This window comes from Bradyrhizobium diazoefficiens (assembly GCF_016616885.1).
GTDB classification, from domain to species: domain Bacteria; phylum Pseudomonadota; class Alphaproteobacteria; order Rhizobiales; family Xanthobacteraceae; genus Bradyrhizobium; species Bradyrhizobium diazoefficiens_F.
Window position 1 is genome coordinate 5,403,856 of record NZ_CP067102.1, and the last position, 13,649, is coordinate 5,417,504.

The window sequence follows — 13,649 nt, forward strand, 5'->3', positions numbered from 1 at the left end:
CTCGCGCATCATCCGGGCTCTTGTTGCCCAACCGTTGGCGGCCGGCCCCGCTTGTCCTCGTAAACCGCGCCGAACCGTTCCTCGAGGAACGACCAATCGATGTCCGCGCCAGCTTCACCAGCGCATGGTTCATGTCGATGATCGCGTCCAGCCGCGAGCGCAGAAGATCGGCCTGTCCGTTGTCCCGTCACTCCTTCGGTCGCATCGTCCCCTCCGATGCGACTATGGAATCACGACTCGTGATTCGAGGGAAACGCCGAAACGAAACTGCAAGCTTTCGGGGCGCCTCCCCCCAAAAGCTCGCAATCTCAAATGCCGCCCACGACGACCCAGTTGCCGCTTGGGAAGCTTTCGCACGAGCCGTTCATGCCAAACCGTTCGCCTGGACCAAAGCCACTGTTCGCCAAAAGGGTTCAAGCGGCGCCCTATCACAGAATCGAGAATCTGGGTCAATATTGTTCCAATCGCCTCACGTGATGGACAGCGGCCCCCTTAACGAGCCAACCGGTCCACCAGATTGCCCCATTCCATCTCTCTCCCAAGCTCGACCGATCCGGCCGAACTGAGGTGATCCTCATCGCGATAGAGCATCGTTCCGTTCAGCCGTGTCTGACACCGTCCGATCCCGCACAATCGATCGTCGAGATCGAGAATCGGCGCCACGTCTTGCGCTCGCACTTGATCTAAGAAGCTTAAAACTTCGCGACGGTGCTCGCGGTATTCCTCTAAAGTGAATGTGCAGTCCGCATGATCGGTGATCGTCGGCTTGCCCGCCGCGGTCCGCTCAAGACAACGCCCAATATCGAAGGGGCCCTCAGGAGGCGGAGCCATTAGGATGACCCGCCTCCCGAGGCGGCGGATCTCCGAGACGGTGGTGGCTAAGGCTTTGAGCAGCAAAGCAGTGCTCTGCGGCCCCTCGCTGAAACCGTCCGGCGTTTTCACTAGATACTTCCAGTGAGCTTCCGCACCCGGCACATACTGCGTAAGAGCACTGGAGAGTACTACGGTGTCGATCTCCGGATGCTTAGCCAGATAGTCGAACACCGACTCGTTGAACTTGGCACAACTCTCACTCCAATATCGAGGGTGCGCGTAATTCAGCGGTGACAAACCGAGGACGGGTCCACATACGCTCCTCGTGGCCTGAATAATTCCTTGCGGAGAAGAAGCCGCTAGGCCTGGCGCTAGCGCCATGGCATAGGAGTCGCCCCAAAGCAGCGTTCGCGAATTAGATCTGCTCATACAACTAGGAATCGATGCGAATTGATCCTTGTATTCGCAGGCGGGCGATAGACCGAATCCGGCAACTCGCACCTGCGTGTCCACGGTGCTCATCGAACTGGCACCGATGAAGCTCGTCGCGATCAGAATGATCGGCAGAAGCAGGAGGATCGCGACGCTACGGCTCGTAATCAAGAACCTACGGAAGCGTTGCTCTACGAAGCGGTACTGCAGCTCGGTCCAGATAGCAGTGATGCCGAGTAGCGCGATGTTCACCTGGGCGGGTACCGGGGTCAGGAAAACATTGCTCGCGAAAGCGAACAGCGGCCAATGCACCAAGTACAATGAATAGGACCGATCGCCAATGGCGGTAAGCGGCCATAGTGCAGACTCGGCTCTACCGAGGTTTGCGCCAGGGACGAGGAGCACTGCAGTCGCGAGGCATACAACCGCAGCGACTACGCCCGGATGCCCTCGCTCGTCCGCGATTACGGGGACGACTAGGAGGACCGCTACGCACGCCCAGCGTAGTACTGGGATCGGGATTGGTGCGATGATGTTTCGCCGCAGCATCAGCGCAAGCACGGATCCGATCCCCAGCTCCCACGCCCTGCTTGGCAGATAATAGAAGGCTGCAGAGATCTTCCGCGCCATGAACGCCTCGCAGATCGCCACGCTTATGATTACTCCCACAATGCTGAGAAATAGCCGAAAGCGACGGGGGCATAGATACAACGCGATGGGGAGGACGAGGTAATACTGTTCCTCGAGAGATAGCGACCATACGTGGAGCAGCGGCTTCATCGCCGCGTTGGTTCCGAAATAGTCCGTCTGGTGCAAAAGAACGATGTTTGCGGTGAAGGTAAACGAGCCAGCCAACTGCGCGGCGAAGCTTCGGAGTTCGGTCGCGTCGAGAAGCATCGGTGCCGCTATGGCTGTGAGGGTGAAAGTCGCGTAAGCTCCCGGCAATAGGCGACGAGCCCTACGCATATAGAAGCCACCGAAGGTGAAGCAGCCATTGTCGAGAGCTTCGTCGATCAGCCCGGTCATCAAGTAGCCGGATATAACGAAGAAGATGTCTACTCCGAGAAACCCCCCCGGAAATGGAAGCCGTGCGTGATTGAGGACGACTATTAGAACCGCCCATGCTCTGAGCAGCTGGATGTCCGAGCGGAAGTGCTTTGCTCTGGTCTGAACCACCTCTTCGGACCGGCGGACAGCCTCATCGACAACCAAAGAACGGGTTAACGTTTGTTGGTGGAGCATCAGCTGTGCCTAAGCCTCGCCATAAAGCTTCGCGCAAACCTTTGGCAATCGGTCACGAGCGGTGCCTCGCCGTTCGGCCCCTATCGCCGCCCAGTTGCGCAACTAGGTTCGTCGAAGATCGGTGCTTTCGGATGCGCAGTCACTCCATCTTGCGGCGTACTCAGAAATGAATAGCGACAGAAGGACGCCGAATCGTGCACTGCTCGCGCTACCCATGTATGGGTACTTATAAATCGCCCATTTCCGGCGAGACTGCATTGATGCGGAGAATCCTCAGCTTAGATGAATGTCTTTATAATCTTGGCAACGCATGATCGATCGTAAGCGTGGCGCCGATGCCCTTCAGATTGTTTGTGCGTAGATTTGGGAGCGCCGCTAGAAGAGTCATCTTCGGCAAGGGTGCTCACAATGGACGACCATTCGGACGACATAAGACGACCGTTGTCGCCGCGTATCGAAGTGTATGCTGGCTCCGGTCGCAAGCAGTGGCCAGATGATTTGAAGGCACAGATTGTCGCGGAAAGCCTCGAGCCGGGCGCGGTTGTCACAGATATTGCCCGCCGCCATGGCTGCCGGCCCCAGCAGGTGCATGACTGGCGGCGCCGGGCACGTTTAGGTCAATTGGTGCTGCCGGCTGCGGTGGATACACTGTCGTTTGTGCCGGTGGTGTCGGAATCGTCGCTACCGGCGGCCGCGGAGTCCTCCAGATCGCCGGATGCAGCCGTTGTAACGGTTGAGTTCCAGGGGGCACGCGTGGAGGTGCGCGGGACGCCTGGCCTTGCTGTGTTGAGTGATGTGTTCATTGCGCTCCGACGGACACGTTCATGCTGACGCCACCCGCTGGCCTCACGATTTACGTTGCGACCCAACCTGTGGACTTCAGAAAGGGTGCGGATGGCTTGGCGCTCTTGGCGAAGGAGACGCTGGGCCATGACCCGATGAAGGGTGTGGCGGTGGTCTTCCGTGCGAAGCGCGCCGATCGGGTGAAGATTGTCGTCTGGGATGGCACCGGCCTGGTGATGTACTGGAAGCGGCTCGACAGCAGCGGCTTCAAGTGGCCTCCCATCGTGGCCGGCGTGATGCGGATGAACGCCGCGCAGTTGTCGGCGCTTCTGGCCGGCATGGATTGGACGCGCATGCACGCGCCTCGAATCCTGCAGCCGAAAGCGCTTGCGTAAGGATACAAAATCTTCGCTGCATCGGGGCGCGAAGCATGGCAAGCTCGGGCCAATGAGTGATTTGCCTGATGAGCTGCCGAGCGATCCAGCCGAGTTGCGTGTCTTTGCCGCGGCTCTGCTGGATCGCTGCGCCAGGCTCGAGCGGTTGCTCAAGCTTGCAAAAGATGCGCAGTTCGGTCGGTCCTCGGAAAAGCTGGACGCTGATCAGCTACAGCTTGTTCTGGAGGACATCGAAGAGGCCGTCGCGGCCCTCGAAGCAGCCGGGGATCGCGCCAATCCCAGAACCTGCGAGAAGAGAACTGCCGAGCGTAGAGCCAACCGTGGTCAACTTCCGGAGCATTTGCCGCGCATCGTCGAAATCCTGATGCCGGCCGAGACTTGTTGTCCGTCTTGTAAGGGCGACCTCTTCGAGATTGGTCGCGATGAGAGTCAGAGGCTCGACGTCGTTCCGGCGCAGTATCGCGTCATCGTCACCCGCCGGCCCAAGCTGGCCTGCCGCGCCTGTCACGGCGTCGTCCTCCAGCACGCTGCGCCCGAGCGACTGATCAGGGGAGGATTGCCCACCGAGCGGCTCGTCGCGCATGTGATCGACGCCAAGTATCATTGGCATTTGCCGCTTTACCGCCAGGCGCAGATGCTGGCGACGCACGGCATCGCCATCGACCGTTCCACGCTCGCCTTCTGGGTCGGCTATGCCGCCCGGGAATTGAAGCCCTTATGGCATCGTCTGCGCGAGCTTCTGCTCGCCTCTCCGAAGCTCTGTGTCGATGAGACCCCGGCGCCGGTGTTGGATCCGGGGCGCGGCAGGACGAAAACCGGCTACTTCTGGGCGCTCTCGCGCGATGACAGGCCTTGGGCCGGACCTGACCCACCTGGCGTGGTTTACGCCTATGCACCGGGCCGTGGGGCCGTTCATGGCTTGAGCCTGCTCGAGGGCTATCGCGGTATCATCCATTGCGATGGCTATCAGGCCTACAAGACCATGACCCGAGAGACGCGTGCGGACGCCCTGTCCGGGACGCTCGCCTTTTGCTGGTCGCATCTGCGGCGCCAGTTTGTGAAGATCGAGCGCGAGGCTTCGCCGGCGCCAGCTCCGGTTGCCCGCGAGGCCCTCGAGCGCATCGCCCAGCTCTACGCGGTCGAGAAAGCACTCCGCGGCCGATCTGATGCCGAGCGCCGTGCGGGCCGACAAGCGCATGCCCAGCCTCTGGCTGCAGCCTTGAAGCAGTGGTTTGAGGCAACGCTTGATCACCTTGCGCAGAAGAGCGACACGGCGAAGGCTTTGCGTTATGCGCTGCGTCATTGGGACGGCCTGACGCTGTACCTTGATGACGGGCGCATCGAGATGGACACGAATGCGGTCGAGCGTGCGATGCGGCCGATCAAGCTCAACGCCAAGAACTCCCTTTTTGCCGGTTGCGATGAGGGCGCCGAGAGTTGGGCAGTCCTGGCTTCGTTAATCGAGACCTGTAAGCTCAATAGCGTCAGTGCCGAGCACTGGCTCGCCGACGTTCTCGCGAAGCTTATCAATGGTTGGCCTGCGGCGCGACTGGACGAACTGCTCCCCTGGGCGTCGACCTATACGATGCATGCACACGATCCGCGGCTGGCAGCATGAGCCTCAATACGACCGCGGTCCGGATCAAGGTGACCCTCAAGGATGTGAAACCGGAGGTGATGCGTCGTCTTGTCGTACCTGTCACCCTGCGCCTGGATCGACTGCATCTGACGCTTCAGGAGGCGTTCGGCTGGACGAACAGCCACCTCTTCGAGTTCTTCGCTGGTGAGACCCGTTGGGGGATTCCCGATCCCCACAACGATTACGGCCACCAGCCCATGGATGCCAGCAAAGCGCGGCTCTGTGATATCGTTCAAGAGACCGGCGCGAAGACGATCCATTATCTCTATGACTTTGGCGACAGCTGGGACCATGTGATCAAACTCGAAAACTGGTTCGACAACACCACGACGGAGGGACTTCCCCTCTTGCTCGAGGCCGCCGGTCGTTGTCCTCCGGAAGACGTCGGCGGTGCCCCAGGCTATGCCGAGTACCTTGATGCCATCGGTGACCCCGGCCATCCGGAGCACGAACATATGCGTCTCTGGGGCCCCGAGCGGTTCGATCCCAACGTCATCGACCGGAAGGCGCTCGAGGCCGCCGTCAACGCGTTGTCCGACACATGGAAGCCGCGGCGACGCGCCACGCGGGTTAAATAGACGTCAAGCGCCAATCGAAAGGGCCGCAGGGCTACGCTTACGATCGATCGCGCCGTTATGAGGTTCTGACTTTCGACGACGGATACCGGGATAATCTCTCCGTAGCTTCCGACCCGCTGCCGCAGAGCGAGCGTTGCGCGGTTTTGCTCTGGGAAGAAAGGCATGGTTGTTCGCCGGTTCTGATCGCGGCGCCGAGCGGGCTGCCGTGATGGCCACGCTTATCATGACGGCACGTCTCAACGACATCGACCCGAAAGCCTGGCTTGCCGACGTCTTCGCGCGCATCGCCGACATGCTGCAGAACCGCCTGCACGAGTTGTTGCCCTGGAACTGGCGTAGCCATGCACGTCAACAAGGTTCACGCCGTCTTCACCATCGCTCACGTCGCAAAAGACCTCGGCGAAGGCGAGGACTGGCTCTGGGACGTGGCCAACGGAATGGACACAGTGGATGGCGTCATCTGGGTTTACGGCATAGGTGACGACCAGGTCATGGCGCTCACCGACTTCGGCATCGAAAACCTGACGGAGCTCATCAGGATGCACAAGGAGGACCCCGAACTCCTCAAGCGGTGGAATCGGTGCGCCCCTGTCCGCGGCCTAGCTCGGATGGATATCGTGAAGTTATGGGGAAACCATAAAATTTCGGTAGCGGGCCACTTGAGTGTCGTTCGTCGTCGGAGCCCGATAAATTCCGTGTTTCCAATAGTAGCGCGAGGTTCCAGTCCCGAGCTTTCCCTGTCCACTGAAGCTGACAATCGGAACACCGTCGCGCACCACGCTCAGGGTGCCTCGTGCGAAGTTGACCCAAATATCCATCGAGTAATAGTGCCCGCGTTGAATCGGCTTCGGGTCTGTATACATGTTCACTTCTGCATTTGTATCCGCCGTGCGAGTTATGATCTGCATGTGCTCGCCTCTTAAGGCCACGGCGAATGGCGGTGAGCCTCCGTCACCGTGATGCCACTGACCAATCACGACCCACTGTGAGGTATTGCGATTACCTGGTTCGAGCATGAAATCATAGGCGACGTGGAGATCGGTATCAGCCGGGTAGCCAAAAGTGCCGTTAACGTAAATCTGTTGCTCGAGCTCGACGCGCTCAGTGCCACCATAGTTTCCATAGATATCGCCGGAGCGAAGCTCGAAACGGAGCGTTTGAGAGTCCGGACTCTGCAAACTATAGGGCTGCACCGTCTGAACCTCGAAAGGGTGATTGTCTAGATTTATCGAAGAGCCATCAATACCCGAAAACTTCGTTACGTCCGGAACAGGTGCTCCGTTTGACGATTGCACATGCATCGAAGCTGGAGTCGGTGTTGGTGCCGCTAAAGTCGTTTTCGACACGCCATTGCTGAGCGCACTTCCGTCGCCGTTGGATAGGATGGCCGCAACTCGGTAAGCGCAAGTCTTCGATGCAACCAAACCAGTGTTGTCATATGACGTGCCAGCGACCTTAGGGATCTCAATCCCGTCGCGTTGAACCGAATGGGATTGAATCATATAACCTGATGGCGCGACGGCTCTGTTCCACGAGAGATTGATTTGATTCGACCTGATAGCGCTCGCAGCCATCGTTGGAGTGGAAGGAATCAATCTAACTCCTGAAATTGTGGCCATGCCGTAAGCAACACCTTTTGCAAAATTACTTAGCTGGGACTGGTCGGCTTGCTCGGATCGAAATGAAACGTCTTTGGCCAATAAAGTGCGTGTGGCTCCCTGTTCGACATAACTAGTGTGAGTCTGCGCCGGGATATCGATCTTAAATCGAAACTGATATCTTAAACCGGCCGAATACACGACGCTTGCTAAACTCGAATAGTTGTTATCGTTGCGAACGTCAATTGTGCCCGCACCATTGAAACGGGCGATCGCAGCAGGATCGTTCCATTGCGATGCCGTTCTGCTTGAAAGTCCAATCGGGACATCTTCGCCTGACCCCGGTTGAGTTGGAATTGAGTCCACTACCGCGACGATACTTCCGGATCGTGCCGCAAGCAGCGGAGTGTTGGTCCACGTCGCGGCTAAAGTCCATGATGAGCTTAGTCCTAAAAAGAACAAGGCCAATATTGTGTTCAAACTTCGAATCATACTTTCCGTCATTGAATCATTTCCACTAAAGCAGTTCAGAAATGTACGATGGGGAAATTGAAACGATCTAAATGAGTGATGGGTTCGATCTAAACCGCAGCTGGTGATGGGATCTGGTGCCCTCAAGGCAACCCCTGTTCCGAGAGCAACCATGTCGGCGGCCATGGCAGCGGCGCCGAGATTAAGCTCCCTCGCATTGACGGCGCTCAGGATATCGGTTTCTGCGCGACGTCTCTGATGTTGCGCGCAAGCAATCTGTCGCCAGTCAAGCGTCCCAGCGCCATTTCGTTCATTTCCCTTCGCAAACCATGCATCAGTGTGTTCATGACGCGGATCCGAAGTAGTCGAAAACGACGGATCAAGAGCCCGGCCGCAGAGTGCAAAGGGCGCGCCGGCGAATTTGCGGCGTGCAGCTCACCCTGAGCCAAGCGCTGCGTGCGTATCATACCAGCCAGGTATCGCCACACCGAAACGCTTCTGCAGCCGCCACGAAACTTTGCCGAGCTGCCGACCGACGACGTTTCGCCATAACGGTGAGTCGTCACCGAACAACCGATACATCCGAAAAACACGTTCATACTCTTTGATCGCTTCTGCCTGCGACAAATACGGCTCCGCGAGCTCGGCACCGAATGGCCCCGATGCGCCCCGTGAAAAGACGTGTCGTATGGGATTGCCCTCAAGGGAATGTCCCTCATATACCCTCCCCTCGATCGTCTGCTGTTGCACCAGCGCAAAGCGCGAGTAACCCAGCTCGGACAAGAGTTCAAATTCTCCGAGTAGAGCCGAGAAATCCGTTTGTGAGGACTCGATCGAGAGATAATCTGGGCGCTGCGTAAACTGCAGCAGCATCTTGGCGCAGACGAGATCAGCACCCTCTATGTCGATCTTCATGCAATGAGGGATCCCGTACCTTGCGAGGCATCCGGCAAAATCGATCGCCTTAAGATGTATCACCGAAGAGCTGCTTCCGAGCTGCCGGTTTCGTTCGTCCCACTTTGAACAAATGGTGCCCCATTGGTCGTTCGTGCTGCGATAAAAGGCAATAGTTCCGGAGGCTGGCGGATCGGCGCAGATCACACCTGCAACAATCTTCAACTGACCGGCCGCGAGTTCAGCCGCAAAGCGTTTTTGGCAATGATCCACAAGCAACGGATCGGCCTCGAAACCAACAACGCGGTAGCCCTTCTTCAAATAAAACTCGGTATCTTCACCGAGATTCATTCCGACGTCGTAGACCAAATCAGCATGTTTTGAGACAGCCACCTCATCCTCCCCTGATCAACGCGTTAACCACACCACCACAGTGCGAGGTCTAGACCACGATTTAGGTATCACGCTCAATGCCACCTCTCGCTCGGCGGGCCGTATCGGACGCAGGAGGAGAATGGTGCCGATCAACGCGGCGACGCATCCAGCGGCGACGGCCAACGCTGCGCGATCTGAGGCAGCTCCGATCAGTTCCTTTGCACCTAGACCCACAAGGGTAATAAGAAGGCTTATCAGGACGAATTCAGCCATTCGCACGAGGTCGATAGCGCGGCCCACGACGTCTTTTCGATAAACAACTAGAAAGATGCAAAATCGCGCGGCACTCTCTATCAGAGGGAATGCAAGTACGCTCCACATGCCATACTTCCCTAAGGTCACATAGATCGCACTGGCCGACGCCAATCCCAATGGCGACAAGAGCAGGAACACCTTCTGATTGAAGTTCATATTTCCTACAATTTCAAAGATCCTGTAGGCCGTGTTGATGGCCATCATCCCCGCAAGCACCGGCAACACGTAGAAATATTCGGCATATGCCGGCGTTGCGAGAATTCGAACGATCGCTCCGCCGGCGACCGAAGTGGCTGTCACGAGTGCAAGGCTGCAGACGAGATCGAGCTTGTAGACAAGCGACAGCGGGGCGAACAGCTTGTCGCGCGATACTCCCCGCGCCATGTTGGCCATAACCACCGGTTCCAATCCCGGCAGCACCAGGGTCCCTGGAAGGCCCCGCTGCAGCGATCCCAGCAGACTTTGTGCAAAGGAAAACCCGGCAAGAGATAGGACGTCGAGGCCGGTGGCCGCTACCAGCCGCACTACGGAAGGGTTCGACAAAGCCCAGGCAAAGAGGCACAGATAAATCGTCGCCGCAAAGCGTGGCGCCTGCTTGACGTCGACAGGCATATTAGTATCGGCGGCGACCTGGCTTCGCCACAATGCGGTAACTGTCGGCACGAGAAGGACGACAAGGCTCGCCAACGCCAGCACGGCCGTCGCGGCGCTGATCACAATAACCAACTCGGCGGTCGCCGCGTGGCCCGTCGCTATAAGCAGCACCAGAGCGGCAAAGCGGCTAACGACTTCCACGGTCGTAGCGATTGCCAACCGGGTATGAGCAACCCAAGTCTGCGCCAGCGCATCGGCATCACCGAATATACTATTCGCGATGTACCAAACGGTGAATGCGACGCGAGTGGTACTGGTGAGTCTTTCAGACGTGAACCAGTCGAGGACGCCGTATTCGATAGCGATGAGGAACAGCGCAATCCCGGCAACACGCGCCACCCCGATCCCAAGGTACAGCGCGAGAAGTTGGCCCCGCTCTCGGCGCAACGTCAGATCGGGGACAAACCGGTACACCGTCCTGTCGATGCCGAACGACAGAATATTCTGCGCGAACATCAGTGCGGCAAGAAGGACGGCATAGGCCGCGTAGTCGCCGACCGGAAGCTTCTTAACGACGAGGATCTGAAAACCGAATCCGAGGATCAGACTGCCGGTTCTGGCGGTGACGTGAACGCAAAGCGCACGCCTCAGTCGAGGCCAGACGTAAATCCCATCTTGTCGTCCAGAGGCCAGGCTCCCGTCGGCGCTTACTTGAGTGTGGCTATTCATGATCAACGCCCTGGCGGAAACTGGCGGTCCATTCGCCGAGCTCTCGGTCTTCAAGCCTCGCTCTTGTTGCGAGGCCGGCCGCCAGCGCAATCAGCACAACTGCGTAACAGCTCTCGGTTATCAGAAACGATTCGATACAGTTGGCGCCAAGGGCATACATGACAATAACGAAAGGAAGCCCACTCAAATGACCAAGATGCTTGGGAGGAGCGACAACAAGCCGCCCAGCTGCCGCCAATAGCCAGATTATGACAGCTAAGCAGATCCCGAGGCCGACATAGCCGAAGGCGATCAGTACCTCGAGATACCCGTTGTGGCAGTGCGCATATGCGTACCCCGTAGCGGCCAGCAGGCGGGGTTGAACCTCGTAAGCAAAACCGGCGGCATATCCGAATCCAAGGAGAGGGTGCGTCTGTGCCAAGACCAGCAACGCATCCCACAACGGGATACGACCCGTCAGATCCGAATCTTTACCGAGAACAGCAAGCAGCGTCTTAAGCAGTTGGGGAGCAAACAGGATCAGAGGAACGACGGTGAGGAGCATGAAGAAAAAGGCTGAGCCTCGAAGAGTCGGCCTCATTTTGATCAATGCTTGCGAGAACAGCAACGCCAAGGCGCCAAAGGTTAGCGTTAGCAATCCGCCACCGGAATCGGCTTTAATGAGGCATGTAACCGCAAGAACCACGATGCCGTAGCGAAAGATGCGGGACGACCATATGTGGCTGGCATAGAAGACTAACAAGACTGTGGTGAGTCCGGCAACGTGCCCCAATCCAGTCCGATGGGAAAAGACGCCGCGCCAGTCTCCGACTAGCGGTGTCTCCCCATTGTCTGCTGCATTATGCACTCCGTAGCGCGGGAAAAGATATACCCAAACTACGCTGAGCACGATTGCGGCCGAGAGGACACGGCCCAACAGGCGAATGCCATCTTTTGCACTCAACACTGTAGCGACCAAAAACCCGATCAGCACCGCCGCGGTGAAAGCGACGCTCTTTCGAAGCGTGTAATCCGGATCCGGAGACCAAAGCATCGACACAAATGCCATGGCCGGCATCACGAAAATCGGCCAGGTGCCGAGCGCCATCTCGCTCGTCCGACGTGAGCAAAGGAGCAGTCCGCAAGCCACAACAATGATCGATCCGGTCAAGATCTGGACGACCATGGATGCAGCATTTCTATCGATCGGAGCGCCGGGATCGTTTCCAGACAGTTGCATTCGGAATGCGTCCATTTCGAACAGCAGACCGGCGACGAGAAAGACGATGAGGAATTTGTTGGCGGGCGCGCTCGCGAAACCGCGGGACAGGTCAGCCGCGCGCGCCGGGCGCCCGGCCTCGCGGACGTCAACGGTGATAGATGAACCTACGCGCGTCATCGCGGCCCCCCCTGAATGAGCTTGGAATATATGGAGTCGACCAACTCGGCATGACTGGCGTACGATCGGTGCGCAGCAACCCAAGGCGGCCCGCGCGCAGCCATAGACTCCGCGGCGGCCTTGTCAGCAAGCAAGATGGCGATCGCCTCGGCGAAACCTTCAGAAGAAAGATCGGCAATCAATCCTGCTCTACTCGCTTCCAAGACTTCGCGCTGGTCGGGGTGATCGTTCGCGACCACGGGCCGGCCCATTGCGAGATACTCCACCAACTTGGTCGGGGTCCCGACGACTAACAGCGGGGTGGAAGGGCACGGTGACAGACAGACATCCGCGCGCCGGACATAGCTGAGCGCCTGTGCCAGGGGGAGATGGCCCGTGAAGATCAGGCGATCGAACACCCCTTCCTCCCTGGCAACGTCAAGGAGTGAGTCACGCTGTGCCGGCAGCGTCTCGCCGAGCAGCACGAGAACGGCGTCATGGCCCTTCCGCACCACCGCGCCCAGCGCCCGAACGATGACGTCGATCCGGCGGCCCGAGTCGGTTGCCCCCATATAGAGGAGGACATTCCTCCCGGCGAAGCGACGGTCATCGGTCGGTGCTATACTCGACGGGTTGTATCGATCAACCGAGACTGCCATCGGAACCGGCGTTATCTTTTGCGCCGCGACTCCCCGGTCAATAAGTGCGGCCTTCATTCGCGCGCTCTGGGCAAAAACGTGGTCCGCGGCCTGCAGAACGACGCGGTAAAGGAGTGGCCTTCCCACCGTCACATAGATGCGCATCAACAAGCGACGCCAGGTCGGGATGGCTTCCCTCGGATCCCGAGCCCGTTTGAGCGTTCCCTCGAGCATTGGCCAAGACATCCAGTATACGAACGGCCGACCGGCCAATTTGGCCAGCACGAGAAACAGAACGGATGTTAACGAGCGGTCGCGAGCCTGCACAATGTCGTACTCACCACGCAGAATCGCCAAGGCGACCCTCCCGATGAGGCGCAGACCAGCGAGCCGGGCGCGGATCGATCCGACCCCGAGCACGAAAGTACGCTCGCTGGGCGAAGCAATCACAATCTCCGACGGACCCGGACCACCTCTCGCCATCAACCAGTCGATGCGATACCCCGCCGCTACGAGCCACCGTGAAAATAGCTCGGTCACGTCCACTCGAAATGCGGGATAGCGGTCTCTAGCAACACAGAACAGTCGTGGGCTGGCGCCGGAGGTTGGGGGATCGGGAACTGGCCTTTTACTAGATACCTCAGTAGGGCACGACGGGCCGGGGTTACTGGCTCCGTTCGACGCGGATTTGAACACCGTCCCGTGCCTACCAAAAGGGCTGTCGTCAGATGATGCTCGTTGCATTGCTTCATTAGGCCCATCGAACAGCATTTACTTTTACGCGTTGCACCCAATA

General features: G+C 58.3%; 10 protein-coding genes and 2 pseudogenes. 6 read left to right on the forward strand and 6 right to left on the reverse strand.

Features of this window, described 5'->3' with window-relative positions:
- Positions 1 to 492: 492 nt before the first annotated feature.
- The gene (locus tag JJC00_RS25390; RefSeq protein WP_200468613.1) at positions 493 to 2,487 is read right to left on the reverse strand and encodes an acyltransferase family protein; all 1,995 of its coding nucleotides are present in this window, start codon (positions 2,485 to 2,487) and stop codon (positions 493 to 495) included.
- Between the two features lie 408 nt (positions 2,488 to 2,895).
- Here JJC00_RS25390 and tnpA point away from each other — a divergent pair, with 408 nt between their 5' ends.
- The 6 genes and pseudogenes from tnpA to JJC00_RS38285 all read left to right on the forward strand — a co-directional run.
- Complete coding sequence (gene tnpA / locus JJC00_RS25395; protein ID WP_200468614.1) at positions 2,896 to 3,318, forward strand: IS66-like element accessory protein TnpA; 423 nt, start codon at positions 2,896 to 2,898, stop codon at positions 3,316 to 3,318.
- The gene (gene tnpB, locus JJC00_RS25400; protein ID WP_200468615.1) at positions 3,312 to 3,665 is read left to right on the forward strand and encodes an IS66 family insertion sequence element accessory protein TnpB; all 354 of its coding nucleotides are present in this window, start codon (positions 3,312 to 3,314) and stop codon (positions 3,663 to 3,665) included. Before tnpA ends, tnpB begins: the two co-directional genes overlap by 7 nt.
- Positions 3,666 to 3,717: 52 nt before the next feature.
- Complete coding sequence (gene tnpC, locus JJC00_RS25405; RefSeq protein WP_200468616.1) at positions 3,718 to 5,283, forward strand: IS66 family transposase; 1,566 nt, start codon at positions 3,718 to 3,720, stop codon at positions 5,281 to 5,283.
- Positions 5,280 to 5,882: a plasmid pRiA4b ORF-3 family protein gene (locus JJC00_RS25410; protein ID WP_200468617.1), complete on the forward strand. Its 603-nt coding sequence runs from the start codon at positions 5,280 to 5,282 to the stop codon at positions 5,880 to 5,882. The genes tnpC and JJC00_RS25410 overlap by 4 nt, the downstream gene beginning before the upstream one ends.
- Before the next feature lie 118 nt (positions 5,883 to 6,000).
- Positions 6,001 to 6,219: pseudogene (locus tag JJC00_RS25415) on the forward strand (transposase domain-containing protein); the annotation flags it as partial.
- Between the two features lie 4 nt (positions 6,220 to 6,223).
- Positions 6,224 to 6,454 (forward strand): annotated as a pseudogene (locus tag JJC00_RS38285) (hypothetical protein); the annotation flags it as partial.
- A 51-nt stretch (positions 6,455 to 6,505) separates the two neighbouring features.
- Here JJC00_RS38285 and JJC00_RS25420 read toward each other — a convergent pair.
- The 5 genes from JJC00_RS25420 to JJC00_RS25440 form a co-directional block, all read right to left on the reverse strand.
- Entirely contained in the window at positions 6,506 to 8,137 is a 1,632-nt protein-coding gene (locus JJC00_RS25420) for a heparin lyase I family protein (RefSeq protein WP_200468618.1), read from the reverse strand.
- A gap of 249 nt (positions 8,138 to 8,386) precedes the next feature.
- Entirely contained in the window at positions 8,387 to 9,238 is an 852-nt protein-coding gene (locus tag JJC00_RS25425; RefSeq protein WP_200468619.1) for an FkbM family methyltransferase, read from the reverse strand.
- Between the two features lie 15 nt (positions 9,239 to 9,253).
- Positions 9,254 to 10,858: an oligosaccharide flippase family protein gene (locus tag JJC00_RS25430; protein WP_200468620.1), complete on the reverse strand. Its 1,605-nt coding sequence runs from the start codon at positions 10,856 to 10,858 to the stop codon at positions 9,254 to 9,256.
- Positions 10,851 to 12,236, reverse strand: a complete 1,386-nt coding sequence (locus tag JJC00_RS25435; RefSeq protein ID WP_200468621.1) for an O-antigen ligase family protein — start codon at positions 12,234 to 12,236, stop codon at positions 10,851 to 10,853. The genes JJC00_RS25430 and JJC00_RS25435 overlap by 8 nt, the downstream gene beginning before the upstream one ends.
- Complete coding sequence (locus tag JJC00_RS25440; RefSeq protein ID WP_200468622.1) at positions 12,233 to 13,393, reverse strand: glycosyltransferase family 4 protein; 1,161 nt, start codon at positions 13,391 to 13,393, stop codon at positions 12,233 to 12,235. The genes JJC00_RS25435 and JJC00_RS25440 overlap by 4 nt, the downstream gene beginning before the upstream one ends.
- Positions 13,394 to 13,649: the final 256 nt, after the last annotated feature.